Origin of the sequence: Clostridium sp. AF15-41 (assembly GCF_003604095.1) — a bacterium.
Classification (GTDB): Bacteria; Bacillota; Clostridia; order Lachnospirales; family Lachnospiraceae; genus Coprococcus.
The window spans coordinates 57665-76024 of the sequence record NZ_QTMQ01000003.1 but is presented as its reverse complement, the minus strand read 5'-3'; the positions used below and the strand labels follow the sequence as shown (position 1 = coordinate 76024).

Here is an 18360-nt window from a genome sequence, read left to right as displayed (position 1 = left end):
AATGGAGGTTTTTATGAGCACAGTTAAGAGAGTTTATGTTGAAAAGAAGCCTGACTATGCAGTTAAGGCAAAGGAACTTCATGACGAGATCAAGAACTATCTGAATATCGATGCCGAGTATGTAAGAGTACTGGTTCGTTACGATATTGAGAATCTGTCTGAAGAAACATACAAAAAAGCACTGGTTACAGTATTTTCAGAGCCACCGATCGATATGATCTACGAGGGAGATAATCTTCCAATGGCAGATACAGATAAGGTATTTTCTGTTGAGTTCCTTCCGGGACAGTTCGATCAGAGAGCAGATTCAGCAGAACAGTGTGTTAAGCTTTTAAATGAAGATGAAGATCCTATCATAAAGACAGCCACAACATATATTTTATCCGGTAATGTAACGGATGAGCAGTTAAAAGCAGTTATGGAATACTGTATCAACCCGGTAGATTCCAGAGCCTGTGGTATGGAGATCCCTGAGACACTTGTTACCGAGTATGAAGAACCGGCCGATGTTATTGTCTTTGATGGCTTTAAGGATATGGCAGAGGACAAGTTAAAGGAGTTATATGATTCCCTCGGACTTGCGATGACATTTAAGGATTTCCTTCATATCCAGAAGTATTTCAAGGGTGAAGAGAAGCGTGATCCATCTATGACAGAGATCCGTGTGCTGGATACATACTGGTCTGATCATTGCCGTCATACCACATTCTCAACAGAGCTTACAAATGTTGAATTTGATGATGGTGATTATAAGGAGATGCTTGAGAAGACATTTGATGCTTACCGGGCAGAGATGAAAGAAATGTACAAGGACAGAGATGATAAGTTCATCTGTCTGATGGATATAGCCCTTATGGGTATGAAGCAGTTAAAGGCAGCAGGCAAATTAGACGATATGGAAGTATCCGATGAGATCAATGCCTGCAGTATCATCGTTCCTGTAGAAGTAGACGGTGAGACAGAGGAATGGCTCGTATTCTTCAAGAATGAGACACATAACCACCCAACTGAGATCGAACCGTTTGGTGGTGCTGCTACCTGTCTTGGCGGTGCGATCCGTGATCCGTTGTCAGGTAGAGGATATGTATATCAGGCTATGCGAGTAACCGGAGCAGCAGATCCTACAAAGTCTTTAAAGGATACTCTTCCTGGAAAGCTTCCACAGAGAAAGATCGTTACGACCGCAGCAGCAGGTTACAGCTCATATGGTAACCAGATCGGCCTTGCAACAGGACTTGTAAATGAAATATATCATCCGGATTATGTAGCAAAGAGAATGGAGATCGGAGCAGTTATGGGTGCAGCTCCAAGACGTGCGGTAAAACGTCTGAATTCTGATCCGGGAGATAAGATCATCCTTCTCGGCGGACGTACCGGTCGTGACGGTTGTGGTGGAGCAACCGGATCATCCAAGGCACATAACAGTCAGTCTCTTGAGACCTGTGGTGCAGAAGTACAGAAGGGTAATCCTCCAACAGAGAGAAAGATCCAGCGACTGTTCAGAAGAGAAGAAGTTGCTTCTATCATAAAGAAATGTAATGACTTTGGTGCCGGCGGTGTATCCGTAGCGATCGGAGAACTTGCTCCCGGTCTGGTTGTAGATCTGGACAAGGTTCCAAAGAAATATGCAGGCCTGGATGGAACAGAGCTTGCTATTTCAGAATCTCAGGAGCGTATGGCTATCGTAGTAGATCCAAAGGATGTAGATACGATGCTTAAGTATGCGGATGAAGAGAATCTGGAAGCCGTTGTTGTAGCAGAAGTAACAGAAGAACCAAGACTGGTTCTGACATGGAGAGGAAAAGAGATCGTAAATATCTCCCGTGCATTCCTTGATACAAACGGTGCACATCAGGAAACAGATGTTAAGGTAGAGATCCCTGCAAAGACAGATAATTATTTCGATTCTGTAAAAGAACCGGAAGATGTAAAGAAAGCATGGATCGCTACATTGTCAGATCTGAATGTTTGCTCACAGAAGGGGCTTGTTGAGATGTTCGACAGTTCGATCGGAGCAGGCACAGTAACGATGCCATATGGTGGAAAGTATCAGCTTACACCGACACAGACAATGATCGCAAAGCTTCCTGTTATGAAGGGTAAGACCGATACGATCACAATGATGAGTTATGGATTTGATCCATATCTGTCAAGCTGGAGCCCATATCATGGTTCCGTATATGCAGTTGTTACATCTGCAGCAAAGATCGCAGCAGCCGGTGGTGATGTATCAAAGATCCGTCTGACTTTCCAGGAGTATTTCAAGAGACTCGGAACAGATCCATACAGATGGGGTCAGCCACTTGCAGCTCTGCTTGGTGCATATGATGTTCAGGTCGGACTTGGACTTCCGTCTATCGGTGGTAAAGACAGTATGTCAGGAACCTTCAATGATATCGATGTTCCTCCGACACTTGTTTCATTCGCAGTTGATGTTGCAAGCTACATGGACGTGGTTACACCGGAGCTTAAGAAAGCAGGCAATGTGCTTGTTAAGCTTGATATAGAAAAAGATGAAAATGATATCCCTGTATACCGGAATGTACTTGCCATGTACGATCTGTTACATCAGGCAATCCTTGCAGACAAGGTAGAATCTGCTTACGCTGTAGGATTTGGTGGTATGATCGAAGCTGTCAGCAAGATGGCATTTGGTAATAAACTGGGTGTAGATATTGATACCTGTATTACAAAGAGAGAACTGGTTTCCAAGGATTATGGTTCAATCATCCTTGAAGTGAAGCCGGAGAATGTAAATACACTTGGTATTCCGGTTAAGAAGATCGGTACTGTAAATGACAGTGCAGCATTTACCTATGGTGATGTAACAGTTACAATGGATGAAGCACTTGCTGCATGGACAAAGACACTGGAGAAGGTATTCCCGACAGAGTCAGGTGTAGAACAGAAGAAGATCGAGACAGGTCTCTTTGATGCAAAGACCGTATATACAGCAAAGAATAAGGTTGCAAAGCCAAAGGTATTCATTCCTGTATTCCCGGGTACAAACTGTGAATATGATTCTGCAAAGGCATTTGAACGTGCAGGTGCAGAGGTTGAGACGATCGTATTCCGTAACATGACTGCACAGGGCATCCGTGATTCAGTAGATGCATTTACAAAGGCAATCAGCCAGTCACAGATCATCATGTTCCCGGGTGGATTCTCCGCAGGTGATGAACCGGATGGTTCCGGTAAGTTCATCGCAACAGCATTCCGTAATGCGAAGATCGCAGATGAGGTTATGAAGCTGTTACAGCAGAGAGATGGTCTTGCACTTGGTATCTGTAACGGATTCCAGGCACTGATCAAGCTCGGACTGGTCCCTTACGGTGAGATCCGTCCACAGACAGATGATTCACCTACATTGACGATCAACAGCATCGGCCGTCATCAGTCCAAGATGGTTTATACCAAGGTGGTAACAAACAAGTCCCCATGGTTAAAGGAAGCTGAGCTTGGCGGCGTATATACAATTCCAATCTCACATGGCGAGGGCAGATTTGTTGCAAGCAAGGAATGGTGTGAGAAGCTGTTTGCAAATGGTCAGGTTGCAACACAGTATGTTGATATGAATGGTAACCCGACAATGGATGAGTACTACAATGTCAATGGTTCTTACTATGCGATCGAAGGTATCACAAGCCCGGATGGTCGTGTACTTGGTAAGATGGGACATTCAGAGCGTACCGGTCGTGCGGTTGCAGTCAATATCTATGGTGACCAGAACCAGAAGATCTTTGAAAGTGGTGTAGATTACTTCAAGTAAGAGAATAGATTAAGATATTTTACAATAATCTAAAAAAGTGCATAATGCTTTTGACTGGTGTCGGTTTTGCAAATAGGCGAAGCCGACACTTCTTTTTGGGATAGGTGTTGGAAGGGGAATTTCTACGATGCGACCATCTTTCAGGTAGCTTTCAGAGAATTCCCGGACAACACTGGCGATTCCCATACCGATCGCTGCGAAGTCAAGCAGGAGATCCATGTTATTGATTTCAAGAAGCTGGTTACAGTGGAATGAATGTTCATTCAGGTAGTTATCAACATGGGTTCTGGTTACATTTGCTTCTTCTAACATCATAAGCGTAGAGTGACGGAAGATATCTCGGATATGTTCTTCAGTCAGAGATTCGGAATCCGAAACAGATTGCTGCACATTCATAAGCGGGATCAGGTTTCCTATGATAGAACCGGAAAATACCGGATAGCCGGCAGCCTTCGTCTGTGTATCGGCTGTTTCTTCGTCCGTTTCCGGATCGGCTTCCGTCTCCCGGTATGGGAAATTGTCGATATAATCACTATTTGCCACGAAAATATCATGGATGGAGCGGACATGGGAATAAGTGATATTTTTAGGCAGTTCTGTTTCACAAATCAGACCGATGTCGATTTCCTCATTTTTTAAGAGCCGGATCGTATTTTTGGTAGAGTGGCAGTCGATGCTGACCTTGATATTCGGATTATCCTTGATAAAGGGTTTCAGGTAGTCCAACAGGATATGCTTGCAGAGAGAGGTGCTGACACCGATACGGATATGACCGATTCCAAGTTCGTTATATTTTTTCAGACTTTCTTCGCCCTTTATAATGTTATCCAGAGCACGTTCGATATAATCGTACAGGATCGTCCCTTCTTCGGTCAGAGCAACTCCTCTGGAATTGCGGACGAAAAGTGCGATTCCCATATTTTCTTCCAGATTACTGATCGCCTTGCTGACAGCAGGCTGGCTGATATAGAGCTGGTTTGCGGCACGGCTGATGCTGCCGGTCTTAGCAACCATATAAAACACATTATAATAATTCAGGTTATTGATCATGGCGTTCCTCCTAGTAAGATATGTATATTTAAAATTATTTAATCTGAACTTTGATTAACTTCTTTGATTTGCCAAAGCAGGGACATTTGAGTCCGCCGGTACTTGATGGTGCATATGCAGCATCTTAGTACCGTTGCAGGAGTAACTGAGACCTTAGCGAGGCTTAGCCGAGGTTAGTTCGAAGTTACACAGAGTGGAAACGAGCGGAAGCGTTCCCTGTTTGGTAAAGTCAAAGATAGTTAAATAGAGTTCAGATTAAATATCATTATAAATATAAGTTATATAATGTATTACTATTATATATTGTAATTATACCATCCAGTGTGGTAAAATCAATAAAAATATTCAATAACAAAATGCGTGAAATAGCGACAGTTATTTGCAAAATAAGATTTTGGATCAGGAGGACAAAGCACATGGGTATGACAATGACTCAGAAGATTTTAGCTGCACATGCAGGACTTGACAGCGTGGAAGCCGGACAGTTGATCGAGGCAGATTTGGACCTTGTACTTGGAAATGATGTTACAACACCTGTAGCAATTCATGAGATGGACAAATTCAATAAGAAAGAAGTATTTGATAAGAATAAGATTGCACTTGTAATGGATCACTTTACACCAAATAAGGATATCAAGAGTGCAGAGCACTGTAAATGCGTCAGAGAGTTCTCGGCAGAGAACCAGATCAAGAATTTCTTTGATGTAGGTTCTATGGGTATTGAGCACGCTCTGTTGCCGGAGCAGGGACTGATCGTTGCAGGCGAGACCTGTATTGGTGCAGATTCTCATACATGTACATATGGTGCACTTGGTGCATTTTCAACCGGTGTTGGAAGTACCGATATGGCAGCCGGTATGGTGACAGGCAAAGCATGGTTTAAAGTACCATCTGCGATCAAGTTCAATATTGTAGGAGAGAAAGCACCTTGGGTCAGTGGTAAGGATGTTATCCTTCATATCATTGGTATGATCGGTGTGGATGGTGCATTATACAAATCTATGGAATTTGTTGGTGAAGGCATTAAGAACCTGACAATGGATGATCGTTTTACTATTGCAAATATGGCGATCGAAGCAGGTGCCAAGAACGGAATCTTCCCGGTGGATGAATTAACAGAAGCATACATGAAGGAACATTCCACAAAGGCTTACAAGAAGTATGAAGCAGATGCTGATGCGGTTTATGATGAAGAGTATACGATTGATCTTTCCACACTTCGTCCAACAGTTGCATTCCCACATCTGCCGGAGAATACAAAGACAATTGATGAAGTTGGCGATATCAAGATCGATCAGGTTGTAATTGGCTCCTGTACAAATGGACGTATTTCCGATATGCGTATTGCAGCAGATATTATCAAGGGCAGACAGGTAGCACCTGGCGTTCGTGTCATCGTGATTCCCGGAACACAGGAAGTATACTTACAGTGTATCGAAGAAGGACTTATGACGATATTTGTAAAGGCTGGGGCTGTAGTTTCTACGCCTACCTGTGGACCATGTCTTGGTGGACATATGGGTGTTATGGCTGCAGGTGAGAGAGCCGTATCCACAACAAACCGTAACTTTGTAGGACGTATGGGTCATGTTGATTCAGAAGTATATCTGGCAAGCCCGGCTGTTGCAGCAGCATCAGCGATCACAGGCAAGATCAGCAGTCCGGAAGAACTTGGATTATAAAGATAACATTAGAATAGTAAGTTTGGGTTATTAATAGCGTTATATATGTTGCATCAGAGTTGTTTAGCATTACCAATCAGGGGAATACGAAGTCGCCGGTCCTTAGATGGTGCGTAGCGGCATCTTAGTACCGTTGCAGACTGAGTTAAGCGGGAGCGACCCCAGATTGGTATGCTGGAACAGCTCAATGCAGATGTGTTATATATTAATAACCCAAACTTCATAAAAAAAAAGGAGACAGACTATGAAAGCATATGGTACAGTACACAAATATGGTGACAACGTAGATACAGATGTTATTATCCCTGCAAGATATCTGAATTCATCAGATCCTGCGGAGCTTGCAAAACACTGTATGGAAGATATAGATAAGGAATTTGTAAACAACGTAAAAGCAGGAGATATTATCGTGGCAAAGAAGAACTTTGGCTGTGGTTCCTCCAGAGAGCATGCACCGATTGCAATCAAGGCATCCGGTGTAAGCTGTGTTATCGCAGATACATTTGCAAGAATTTTCTATCGTAACTCGATCAATATCGGACTTCCGATCATTGAGTGTCCGGAAGCAGCAGAAGGTATCGAGAACGGTGATGAAGTAGAGATCGATTTTGACAGTGGTATCATCTACGACAAGACAAAGGATACCCGGTATAAGGGTCAGGCATTCCCTCCATTCATGCAGGAGATCATTAAGAATGAAGGTCTGATTAACTACATTAATAACAAGTAATGCACATTTGAATAACTCTATGCTATGCAAGCGTGCTTGCATATAGCATAGGAGTTATTCAAATGTATAGTGCGCAGCACAAACCGAGCCGAGAGGCGAGGTTGCATTACTTGGTAAAGAAAAGGCATATGCCAATAACTCTATGCTATGCAAGCGTGCTTGCATATAGCATAGGAGTTATTCAAATGTATAGTGCGCAGCACAAACCGAGCCGAGAGGCGAGGTTGCATTACTTGGTGTGCATTACCTGGTGAAAGAAAGGCAGGAATAAAAGATGAAATGTAATTTGGCAGTGATCAAGGGTGACGGTATTGGCCCTGAGATCGTAACAGAAGCAATGAAGGTTCTGGATAAAGTCGGTGAAGTATATGGTCATACATTTGATTATGATCAGATACTGATGGGTGGATGCTCGATCGATGCAACCGGAGTACCGCTTACAGATGAGGCAGTAGCAGTAGCAAAATCAAAGGATGCCGTATTGTTAGGTTCCATTGGTGGAAATACTTCAACCTCACCATGGTATAAGCTCCCTCCAAACTTAAGACCGGAAGCAGGACTTCTTAAGATCCGTAAGGAGCTTGGTTTATTCGCGAACTTAAGACCGGCAAATCTTTATGAGGAGTTAAAGAGTGCCTGTCCGTTAAAGGAAGAGATCGCAGATCGTGGATTTGACATGATGATCATGCGTGAACTGACAGGTGGTCTGTATTTTGGAGCAAGAAGTACAGAGGAGATCGATGGTGTGTTAACTGCACATGATAATCTTGTATATAATGAGAACGAGATTCGTCGTATTGCGATCAAGGGCTTTGATATCGCAATGAAGAGAAGAAAGAAAGTTACATCTGTAGATAAGGCAAATGTTCTGGATTCCTCCAGATTATGGAGAAAGATCGTAGAAGAAGTGGCAAATGACTATCCGGAAGTAAGCTACGAGCATATGTTAGTTGATAACTGTGCAATGCAGCTTGTAAAAGATCCTGCACAGTTTGATGTTGTATTAACAGAGAATATGTTCGGTGACATCCTTTCCGATGAGGCATCCATGATCACAGGTTCGATCGGTATGCTTCCGTCTGCATCCTTAAATGAGACGAAGTTTGGTATGTATGAGCCAAGCGGCGGATCAGCACCGGATATTGCAGGACAGAACAAGGCCAATCCTATCGCAACGATCCTGTCGGCAGCTATGATGCTTCGCTTCACATTTGACTTGGATAAGGAAGCAGATGCAGTAGAGCAGGCTGTAAAACAGGTACTGGTAGATGGTTACAGAACATGTGATATCATTTCGGAAGGAATGACACCGGTAAGCTGTTCTGAAATGGGAGATTTAATTGCAGAACGCATAAAATAAAGGAGAGTATAGAGATGAAGAGTGATAATGTAAAAGTCGGAATGCAGCAGGCACCACATCGTTCCCTGTTTAATGCACTCGGTATGACAAAGGAAGAAATGGAACGTCCGCTGGTAGGTATCGTATGTTCTTACAATGAGATCGTTCCGGGACATATGAATCTGGATAAGATCGCACAGGCAGTTAAGATGGGAGTTGCCATGGCTGGTGGTACACCTGTCATGTTCCCTGCTATCGCAGTCTGTGATGGTATCGCTATGGGACATATCGGTATGAAATATTCATTAGTAACCAGAGATTTGATCGCTGATTCTACAGAAGCAATGGCAACTGCACATCAGTTTGATGCACTGGTTATGATCCCGAACTGTGATAAGAATGTTCCCGGTCTGTTAATGGCTGCAGCAAGAGTAAATGTACCTACCGTATTTGTATCCGGTGGTCCTATGCTTGCAGGTCATGTAAAAGGTCATAAGACCAGTCTTTCCAGTATGTTTGAGGCTGTTGGTTCTTATTCGGCAGGCACCATGACAGCAGAAGATGTAAATGAATTTGAATGTAAGGCATGTCCTACCTGCGGTTCCTGTTCCGGTATGTATACAGCGAACTCCATGAACTGCTTAACAGAAGCACTTGGTATGGGACTTCCTGGAAACGGAACCATCCCTGCTGTATATTCTGAGCGTTTAAAGCTTGCAAAGCATGCAGGTATGGCTGTTATGGATATGTACAGAAAGAATATCAGACCAAGAGATATCATTACAAAAGAAGCAATCATCAATGCCTTAACCGTTGATATGGCACTTGGCTGTTCTACCAACTCCATGCTTCATATTCCGGCTATCGCACATGAGATCGGATTTGACTTTGATATTTCCTATGCAAATGAGATCAGTGCCAAGACACCAAACTTATGTCATCTGGCTCCTGCAGGTCCTACTTATATGGAAGATCTGAATGAAGCCGGTGGCGTATACGCTGTTATGAATGAATTAAAATCCGCAGGTCTGTTAAATGAAGACTGTATGACAGTAACCGGTAAGACGATCGGTGAAGCTGTTGACGGCGTAGCAAATAAGAATCCGGAAGTTATCCGTACACTGGATAATCCATATAGTAAGACCGGTGGTCTTGCAGTATTAAAGGGAAATCTTGCACCGGACGGTTCTGTTGTAAAGCGTTCCGCTGTTGTACCTGAGATGATGGTGCATGAAGGACCTGCAAGAGTATTTGACTGTGAAGAAGATGCGATTGCAGCGATCAAGGGCGGTAAGATCGTACCCGGTGATGTCGTTGTTATTCGTTATGAAGGACCGAAAGGAGGCCCTGGTATGCGTGAGATGTTAAATCCTACATCAGCGATCGCAGGTATGGGACTTGGATCATCAGTAGCCCTGATCACAGACGGAAGATTCTCAGGAGCCAGCCGTGGTGCATCCATCGGACATGTTTCACCGGAAGCAGCCGTTGGTGGTCCGATCGCACTGGTAGAAGAGGGAGATATCATCAAGATCGATATTAACAATACAACGATCACGTTGGATGTACCGGATGATGTGCTTGCACAGAGAAAGGCTGCATGGAAGCCAAGAACACCAAAGGTAACAACCGGTTATCTTGCGAGATATGCCGCTATGGTAACATCAGGAAACCGTGGAGCAATCTTAGAGGTACCAAAGGCTGATAAGTAGAGAGTATTAAAGGAGCAAAAGGAAAATGGCAAAGAAGATATCAGGTTCTGAGATAGTAATTGAATGTTTAAAAGAACAGGGTGTTGATATTGTGTTCGGGTATCCGGGGGGCGCGATTTTAAATGTCTATGATGCCTTATATAAGCATCAGGAAGAGATCACGCATGTACTTACATCGCATGAGCAGGGGGCAGCACATGCCGCTGACGGATATGCAAGAGCGACAGGTAAGGTCGGTGTCTGTATGGCTACATCCGGTCCCGGTGCAACAAACCTTGTAACGGGAATTGCAACTGCATATATGGATTCCGTTCCGATGGTTGCGATCACCGCAAATGTCGGAGTAAATATGCTCGGTAAAGACAGCTTTCAGGAGATTGACATTGCAGGTGTTGTAATGCCGATCACAAAGCACAGCTTTATCGTAAAAAATGTAGAAGACCTGGCACCGACGATCCGTCGTGCATTTAAGATCGCAAAGAGTGGAAGACCGGGTCCTGTTCTTGTTGATATCACAAAGGATGTTACGGCTGCGGAGACAGAATATACATATGAAGAACCTGCAGTGATCGAACGTAAGACAGATACGATCCGGGAAGAAGACGTAAATAAAGTGATTGAGATGATCAAGGTATCCAGAAGACCATATATCATGGCAGGTGGCGGAGTAATCATTTCAGGAGCTTCCGAAGAATTAAAAGAATTTGCCGAGAAGGTAGATGCACCTGTATGTGACACACTTATGGGAAAGGGTGCATATGATGGTACAAGCGAGCGTTATACCGGCATGATCGGAATGCACGGAACCAAGGTATCGAATCTTGGAGTATCCAGATCCGATCTTGTAATCGTGGTAGGAGCACGTTTCTCCGACCGTGTAATCGGAAATGCTTCCAAGTTCGCACCAAATGCAAAGATCATTCATATTGATATCGATGCAGCCGAGATCGATAAGAATATTCCGGCAAATGCAAGCATTGTGGGTGATGCTAAAGAAGTTCTGACGATATTAAACAGTAAACTTCCAACTCAGTCAAATCGTTCCTGGATGGCAGAAATCAAGGATTTAACAGAGAAAAATCCGGTTACATACGACATGGATCACTTAAATGGACCGGCAACTATCAAAAAAATCTATGAAATTACCGAAGGAAATGCTATAATCACTACTGATGTAGGTCAGCACCAGATGTGGGCGGCACAGAATTACACTTATAAGGAGCCAAGAACCTTCCTTTCATCAGGAGGACTTGGTACTATGGGATATGGCGTCGGTGCAGCTATCGGTGCAAAATATGGAAGACCGGATAAGACTGTAGTAAATATCGCAGGAGACGGATGCTTCCGTATGAACATGAACGAGATCGCAACAGCGGCCCGTTATAAAGTGCCGATCATTCAGGTGGTATTAAATAACCACGTTCTCGGAATGGTAAGACAGTGGCAGAATCTGTTCTACGGACAGCGGTATTCGAATACAGTATTAGATGATTCTGTTGATTTTGTAGCAGTATCAAAAGCACTTGGTGCAAATGCAAGTAAGATCACATCGATCGAAGAGTTTGAAACAGAGTTTAAGAAGGCATTGACAGCAGATGGTCCGACCGTACTGGATGTTATGATCGATTCCGATGATAAGGTATGGCCTATGGTAGCTCCGGGTGCTGCGATCGACACCTGTTTCACAGACAAAGATCTTGATAATTAAAAATAACAATATTTAATAAAGAAGGAGATAAAAAATGGCAAGAGTATTTAACTTTTCAGCAGGTCCATCCATGCTTCCTGAATCTGTATTAAGAGAAGCGGCAGAAGAGATGCTTGACTACAGAGGAACAGGCATGAGTGTTATGGAGATGAGTCATCGATCGAAAGCATTCGATACGATCATCAAAGAGGCAGAACAGGATCTTCGTGATATCATGGAAATCCCTGATAATTACAAAGTATTATTCTTACAGGGTGGTGCTTCCCAGCAGTTCGCTGCAATTCCTATGAACCTTATGAAGAATGGTGTAGCTGATTACATTATCACAGGTCAGTGGGCAAAGAAAGCATACGAAGAAGCTAAAAAATATGGAAAGGTAAATGCTGTTGCTTCATCAGCAGATAAGACATTCTCCTATATTCCGGATTGTTCTGATCTTCCGATTGATGAGGATGCAGATTATGTATATATCTGTCATAACAATACAATCTATGGAACTACATATCACAAGCTTCCAAATACAAAGGGCAAGATCCTGGTAGCAGATATGTCATCTGACATTCTGTCCCAGCCGGTCAATGTATCTGACTATGGTATGATCTACTTTGGTGTACAGAAGAATGTAGGCCCGGCCGGTGTAGTAGTTGTTATCATCCGTGAAGACCTGATCCGTGATGACGTTATGCCTTTCACACCAACCATGTTAAAGTATAAGACACAGGCAGATGCAGATTCTCTTTACAATACACCACCATGCTACGGTATCTATATCTGTGGCAAGGTATTCAAATGGGTAAAAGAGATGGGTGGCCTTGCAGCTATGAAAGAGCACAATGAGAAGAAGGCAGCAATCCTTTATAATTTCTTAGACAGCTCTAAGATGTTCAAGGGGACTGTAGTAAAAGAGGATCGTTCTTTAATGAATGTTCCGTTTGTTACAGGTGATGAAGAATTAGATGCCAAGTTCGTAAAGGCTGCAACAGAAGCCGGTTTTGTAAACCTGAAGGGCCACAGAACTGTTGGTGGTATGAGAGCATCCATCTACAATGCAATGCCAATCGAGGGTGTTGAGAAGTTAGTAGAATTCATGAAGGATTTCGAAGAGAAGAATTCATAATAAAGGAGAATTTAAAATGGCAGTTAAAGTGAATTGTTTAAATCCGATCGCTGCATGTGGCATGGAGTTGTTACCGGATACATATGAAATAACGGATAATTATGCAGACGCAGATGCAGTTCTGGTAAGAAGCGCATCCATGCATGATCTGGAGCTTTCAGATAAACTCCTGTGTGTTGCAAGAGCAGGTGCAGGTGTAAATAATATTCCGCTTGATAAATGCGCAGAAAAGGGTGTTGTAGTATTCAACACACCTGGTGCAAATGCAAATGGTGTTAAGGAACTGGTTGTAGCAGGCCTGTTACTTGCTTCCCGTGATCTGATGGGCGGATACAACTGGGTAAAGGACAATGCTTCTGATGAGAACCTTGCAAAAGCAGTTGAGAAGCAGAAGAAGCAGTATGCAGGTAATGAGATTGCCGGCAAGAAGCTCGGTGTTATCGGTCTTGGAGCGATCGGTGCCAAGGTAGCAAATATCGCAGTCAGACTTGGAATGGAAGTATATGGTTATGATCCGTTTGTATCAGTTGATGCAGCATGGGGCTTATCCAAATACATCAAACATATTACAAATGTAGAAGATATCTATAAAGAATGTGATTATATCACAATCCATGTTCCTGCACTTCCTGCAACAAAGGGAATGTTGAATGCAGATGCATTTGCAATGATGAAGGATGGTGTCAGAATCCTGAACTTTGCAAGAGACGTTCTTGTAAATGATGAAGATATCAAGGCAGCACTTGCAAGTGGCAAGGTAGCAAAATATGTAACAGATTTCCCAAATCCGGCAATCGCAGGTACAGAAAATGTAATCGCATTACCACACCTTGGTGCCTCCACAGAAGAATCTGAAGATAACTGTGCGATCATGGCATGCAAGGAGATCAAGGACTTTATGGAGAATGGTAATATCAAGAACTCCGTAAACTATCCAAATGTAAATATGGGTGTATGCGGTGACACTGCCAGAGTTACGATCTGCCATAAGAATATTCCTAACATGCTGACACAGTTTACCGGAGTATTTGCAAAGCAGGGTGGAAATGTATCAGGAATGATCAGTCAGGCAAAGGGTGAATATGCATATTCAATCCTTGATATTGATAAGGTTCCTACAGAAGACGATATCAATGCATTACTTGCAATTGATGGCGTTATCAAAGTTCGTGCGATCTAAGAAAAAAGATTAGGAGATTAGTAAAAATGAGTGATAAACTGAAAGTCGGTATTCTTGGTGCTACCGGTATGGTAGGACAGAGATTTATAGCATTATTAGAGAATCATCCATGGTTTGAGGTTGTAACAGTGGCTGCAAGCCCAAGAAGTGCCGGAAAGACATATGAAGAGGCAGTTGGCGACAGATGGAAGATGGATACTCCGATGCCGGAGGGCGTTAAGAAGCTCATCGTTCATAATGTAAATGAAGTAGAACAGGTTGCTGCAACTGTAGATTTCGTATTCAGTGCAGTTGATATGTCAAAGGAAGAGATCAAGGCGATCGAAGAAGCATATGCAAAGACAGAGACTCCTGTAGTATCCAACAACTCAGCACACCGCTGGACACCGGATGTTCCTATGGTAGTACCTGAGATCAATCCGGAGCATATGAAGGTCATTGATTTCCAGAAGAAGAGACTTGGAACAACCAGAGGCTTTGTAGCAGTAAAACCAAACTGCTCCATCCAGTCTTATGCGCCGGTTCTTACAGCATGGAAAGAGTTTGAACCATATGAGGTAGTTGCTACCACATATCAGGCAATTTCAGGTGCAGGTAAGACATTTAAGGACTGGCCGGAAATGGTTGGAAATATCATTCCATATATCGGTGGAGAAGAAGAAAAGTCAGAGAAGGAACCACTTCGTATCTGGGGTAAGATCGAGGATGGTGTGATCGTTCCTGCAACAACACCGGTTATCACATGTCAGTGTATCCGTGTCCCTGTATTAAACGGACACACAGCAGCTGTATTTGTTAAGTTCAAGAAGAATCCTACAAAGGAACAGTTGATCGAAAAGCTGGTATCCTATAAGGGCGTTCCTCAGGAACTTGAGCTTCCGAGCGCACCAAAGCAGTTCATCCAGTATCTGGAAGAAGACAATCGTCCACAGGTATCAATGGATGTTGACTTTGAACACGGTATGGGAATCAGCGTTGGCCGTCTTCGTGAAGACACTGTATATGACTGGAAGTTTGTTGGTTTATCCCATAATACAGTCAGAGGTGCAGCAGGTGGTGCTGTTCTTTGCGCAGAGCTGTTGAAGGCACAGGGATATATCACAAAGAAATAAATATATGATGGAAGATATCGCATAAGTAACTGTTAGCGAATAACAGAGATGCAGATATGTATCATATAAAGAAATAGAATAGGCATGGAATATGACGTTTTAGTTGTATTCCATGCCTGTTTGCATTAAAATGATAAATGAGTTAAAAGAAAGGAATGGATCATTAATTGACTTAGAGATCATATAGTGTTCCATAAATAGTATATAGTAATGCGACATTCGACGAATCACACATTTGTTGTCTGTGCTTATAAAGAGTCACCATATCTGGAAGAATGTATCCGGTCATTGGTAGCACAGACTGTAAGATCAAATATCGAAATCTATACATCAACGCCTAATGAACATATCAGAAATATTGGTGAGAAATATCATGTTCCGGTATACGTGAACGAAGAAGCGGGACAGGGAATACAGGCAGACTGGAATTATGCATATAATCATGCAAAGACAGATTATGTAACCGTTGCGCATCAGGATGATGTGTATGAACCGGAATATGTTCGTGCTTTCTTAAAGTGCATAAAGGACTATGATGATTGGAGCATATATTACACTGATTATACACCGATCAAGCATGGGGACAGCAGTAAGCGGGATATAAACAGTAAGATCCGGCGAATCCTTCGTTTTCCTGTAAAGAATCGTAGAAAGGCGAATAAAATCTGGCGGAAGAAATTAACTCTCTGTCTGGGTAATTCAATCGTATGTCCGCTTGTTACATATAACAAGAAACGACTTGGTGATACTGTGTTTACATCGGAATATGGGTTTAATCTCGACTGGGATACCTTCTACAAGCTGGCATGCCAGCCGGGAAGGTTCTTATATATGGATATGGTACTGGGACATTACCGCGTCCATGATGGCGCCACCAGTAAAGATTTTATAGAGAATCACAATCGCGAGATAGAAGACCAGAGCATGTTCGAGAAATTCTGGCCGAAATGGGTTGTGAAGGTGATCATGGTGTTCTACCGGTTGGCGTATAGGACGTACGATTAGCAGAAAGATAAGAGTAAGTATAATTGGAAATTATCATATAAAATCTATGAAAGTGAACATAAAAAAGTATGAAAGATACATTATATATTGTTGTACCTTGCTATAACGAGGAAGCAGTTATTGATGAAACAACAAAAAGATTAACAGAAAAATTGAAAAATTTAATTATAACAGAGCGCATATCGGAAAAAAGCCGCATTTTATATGTAAATGATGGTTCTAAAGATAATACATGGACTATTATTGAGCGATTGTATAACGAAAACGAATTTGTTACCGGATTAACGCTATCCAGAAACAGAGGACATCAGAATGCATTGTTAGCAGGTCTGTTCGAGGCAAAAGAGTATGCGGACATGATTATATCAATGGATGCAGATTTGCAGGATGATATAGATGTTATTGATAAATTTGTAGATGAATATTATAACGGTTCTCAGATAGTTTATGGAGTTAGAAAATCCAGAAAGACGGATACTTTTTTTAAACGGACGACGGCGATAGCTTTTTATAAATTGATGCGTATGATGGGAGTTGAATTAGTTTATAATCATGCTGATTATCGATTGATGAGCAAGAGGGCAGTAGAGGAACTGGAGCAATATAAAGAAGTAAATTTATTTTTACGTGGACTTGTACCATTGATTGGCTTTAAAAGTTCTGTTGTGGAATATGACAGAGGTAAGAGATATGCAGGGGAGAGCAAATATCCTTTAAAGAAAATGATCTTTTTTGCAATAGATGGCATAACATCAACGAGTGTAAAACCTATAAGAATGATTACAGCCCTTGGATTTATAACAGCATTTATTAGTGTAATATTTTTGATTTATGTTATAATAGGACATTTAGTTGGACATACTGTATTAGGATGGACGACCATTATTGTATTAGTTTGTCTGTTTGGAGGTATGCAGATTATGTGCATTGGAATAGTTGGGGAGTATGTAGGAAAAATATATCTTGAAACGAAGAAAAGGCCGAGATATATTGTTGAGGAGAAAAAGCTAAAATAAAGACAATAAATAAAAAACACTAAGGCTTTATTAGATTAAAACCTTAGTGTTTTTGTATATATTAATTCCATATCCTTAGGACACCTGTACGGACATATGGTTCTGAGAAGTAAAAATCGTAATAGTATAGCATATAACCATTCGATGAGCAGATATTCCAGTTGTGAAATAGTTCCCTAAAATATTTTTCATGCCATGCACAGTGATAGACGCATAGTGCAAGTTGAATTGATTGTTTAGAAGAGAAAAGGAATGATCCGCCTTTGATAATGTCTGGTTCGCTTCCTTCGGCGTCGATTTTAATGAATAAATTTTCATTTTCAAGATGTTTTTCTTTTATAAAATCATCAAGGGAAATGTGTGTATCATCAGAATAGGATGAAACAAATTTTTTAATTATGACAACTTTATCTTTGTAGTTTTTGTATGTTTTTTCCAGTGCCTGAATCCATTCATTAGAGCATTCAAAAATGTATACTTTCTTTACAGCGTCGATATAATCAATAGGGAAAAAACCTTCAGCACCACCAATATCAAGAATTACACTATCTTTTTGAGGATGAAATTCTTCTGTTGTATATCGATGTGGTGATTGCGTGTCCTGCTCAAGTAGGATATTTTTAAAATAGCGTGCAGCACGGTATTTATTTGTAAATGCAGGTTTTAAATAAATATCAAAATTATGATAATTTGTAAAATATAAATTACTTGTCTTATCTTTTTTGATAGAAATATCAGAAGATTTGTATTGCTCTGTAAATTTATATGGAAATACATTTACTTTATTATCGTTTAAATATTTAGCTATTTTCATGTAGTCAGGGTTATCTTGTCTGGCTAGGTAATTGATTATTTTTTTCTTTTTTAATCGGCCGGATAATTCACATAAAATAAATTCCAAATCGTTTTGAGCTAGTTTATATGGTAATCTTTGCATAAT

General features: G+C 41.7%; 13 protein-coding genes. 11 read left to right on the top strand and 2 right to left on the bottom strand.

The window, feature by feature from the left end:
* Positions 1–13: 13 nt before the first annotated feature.
* The gene (locus DWW43_RS03040) at positions 14–3769 is read left to right on the top strand and encodes a phosphoribosylformylglycinamidine synthase (protein ID WP_119962695.1); all 3756 of its coding nucleotides are present in this window, start codon (positions 14–16) and stop codon (positions 3767–3769) included.
* 9 nt (positions 3770–3778) lie between these two features.
* Here the strand turns inward: DWW43_RS03040 and DWW43_RS03035 are convergent, their stop codons facing one another.
* Complete coding sequence (locus DWW43_RS03035) at positions 3779–4819, bottom strand: LysR family transcriptional regulator (protein ID WP_008402916.1); 1041 nt, start codon at positions 4817–4819, stop codon at positions 3779–3781.
* 416 nt (positions 4820–5235) lie between these two features.
* Between DWW43_RS03035 and leuC the strand changes: the two genes are divergently transcribed.
* From leuC to DWW43_RS02985, 10 genes are all read left to right on the top strand, one after another.
* Positions 5236–6501, top strand: coding sequence for a 3-isopropylmalate dehydratase large subunit (leuC, locus tag DWW43_RS03030; protein ID WP_119962694.1), 1266 nt, complete (start codon positions 5236–5238; stop codon positions 6499–6501).
* 244 nt (positions 6502–6745) lie between these two features.
* Positions 6746–7231 (top strand): 3-isopropylmalate dehydratase small subunit, encoded by a 486-nt coding sequence (leuD, locus tag DWW43_RS03025; RefSeq protein ID WP_008402914.1) that lies wholly within the window; start codon positions 6746–6748, stop codon positions 7229–7231.
* A 274-nt stretch (positions 7232–7505) separates the two neighbouring features.
* Entirely contained in the window at positions 7506–8591 is a 1086-nt protein-coding gene (leuB, locus tag DWW43_RS03020; protein WP_119962693.1) for a 3-isopropylmalate dehydrogenase, read from the top strand.
* A gap of 14 nt (positions 8592–8605) precedes the next feature.
* A complete protein-coding gene (gene ilvD, locus DWW43_RS03015) occupies positions 8606–10282 on the top strand; it encodes a dihydroxy-acid dehydratase (protein ID WP_008402912.1) in 1677 nt (558 codons plus the stop codon).
* Between the two features lie 25 nt (positions 10283–10307).
* Positions 10308–11990: a biosynthetic-type acetolactate synthase large subunit gene (ilvB, locus tag DWW43_RS03010; protein ID WP_008402911.1), complete on the top strand. Its 1683-nt coding sequence runs from the start codon at positions 10308–10310 to the stop codon at positions 11988–11990.
* 34 nt (positions 11991–12024) lie between these two features.
* Positions 12025–13107 carry a 3-phosphoserine/phosphohydroxythreonine transaminase gene (gene serC, locus DWW43_RS03005; protein ID WP_119962692.1) on the top strand — a complete coding sequence of 361 codons (1083 nt, stop codon included), beginning with the start codon at positions 12025–12027 and terminating at the stop codon, positions 13105–13107.
* A 16-nt stretch (positions 13108–13123) separates the two neighbouring features.
* A complete protein-coding gene (locus DWW43_RS03000; RefSeq protein ID WP_008402909.1) occupies positions 13124–14287 on the top strand; it encodes a phosphoglycerate dehydrogenase in 1164 nt (387 codons plus the stop codon).
* A 26-nt stretch (positions 14288–14313) separates the two neighbouring features.
* Positions 14314–15399, top strand: coding sequence for an aspartate-semialdehyde dehydrogenase (gene asd, locus DWW43_RS02995; protein ID WP_008402908.1), 1086 nt, complete (start codon positions 14314–14316; stop codon positions 15397–15399).
* Positions 15400–15609: 210 nt separating this feature from the next.
* Positions 15610–16404: a glycosyltransferase family A protein gene (locus DWW43_RS02990; protein WP_119962691.1), complete on the top strand. Its 795-nt coding sequence runs from the start codon at positions 15610–15612 to the stop codon at positions 16402–16404.
* 68 nt (positions 16405–16472) lie between these two features.
* A complete protein-coding gene (locus DWW43_RS02985; RefSeq protein WP_119962690.1) occupies positions 16473–17420 on the top strand; it encodes a glycosyltransferase family 2 protein in 948 nt (315 codons plus the stop codon).
* A 61-nt stretch (positions 17421–17481) separates the two neighbouring features.
* Here the strand turns inward: DWW43_RS02985 and DWW43_RS02980 are convergent, their stop codons facing one another.
* Entirely contained in the window at positions 17482–18357 is an 876-nt protein-coding gene (locus tag DWW43_RS02980) for an FkbM family methyltransferase (protein ID WP_008402905.1), read from the bottom strand.
* Between the last annotated feature and the right edge of the window lie 3 nt (positions 18358–18360).

Bases quoted from the DNA above. Each gene is read 5' to 3' on its own strand.
- DWW43_RS03040 (WP_119962695.1), top strand. From the start codon at position 14: ATGAGCACAGTTAAGAGAGTTTATGTTGAAAAGAAGCCTGACTATGCA.
- DWW43_RS03035 (WP_008402916.1), bottom strand. From the start codon at position 4,819: ATGATCAATAACCTGAATTATTATAATGTGTTTTATATGGTTGCTAAG.
- leuC (WP_119962694.1), top strand. From the start codon at position 5,236: ATGGGTATGACAATGACTCAGAAGATTTTAGCTGCACATGCAGGACTT.
- leuD (WP_008402914.1), top strand. From the start codon at position 6,746: ATGAAAGCATATGGTACAGTACACAAATATGGTGACAACGTAGATACA.
- leuB (WP_119962693.1), top strand. From the start codon at position 7,506: ATGAAATGTAATTTGGCAGTGATCAAGGGTGACGGTATTGGCCCTGAG.
- ilvD (WP_008402912.1), top strand. From the start codon at position 8,606: ATGAAGAGTGATAATGTAAAAGTCGGAATGCAGCAGGCACCACATCGT.
- ilvB (WP_008402911.1), top strand. From the start codon at position 10,308: ATGGCAAAGAAGATATCAGGTTCTGAGATAGTAATTGAATGTTTAAAA.
- serC (WP_119962692.1), top strand. From the start codon at position 12,025: ATGGCAAGAGTATTTAACTTTTCAGCAGGTCCATCCATGCTTCCTGAA.
- DWW43_RS03000 (WP_008402909.1), top strand. From the start codon at position 13,124: ATGGCAGTTAAAGTGAATTGTTTAAATCCGATCGCTGCATGTGGCATG.
- asd (WP_008402908.1), top strand. From the start codon at position 14,314: ATGAGTGATAAACTGAAAGTCGGTATTCTTGGTGCTACCGGTATGGTA.
- DWW43_RS02990 (WP_119962691.1), top strand. From the start codon at position 15,610: ATGCGACATTCGACGAATCACACATTTGTTGTCTGTGCTTATAAAGAG.
- DWW43_RS02985 (WP_119962690.1), top strand. From the start codon at position 16,473: ATGAAAGATACATTATATATTGTTGTACCTTGCTATAACGAGGAAGCA.
- DWW43_RS02980 (WP_008402905.1), bottom strand. From the start codon at position 18,357: ATGCAAAGATTACCATATAAACTAGCTCAAAACGATTTGGAATTTATT.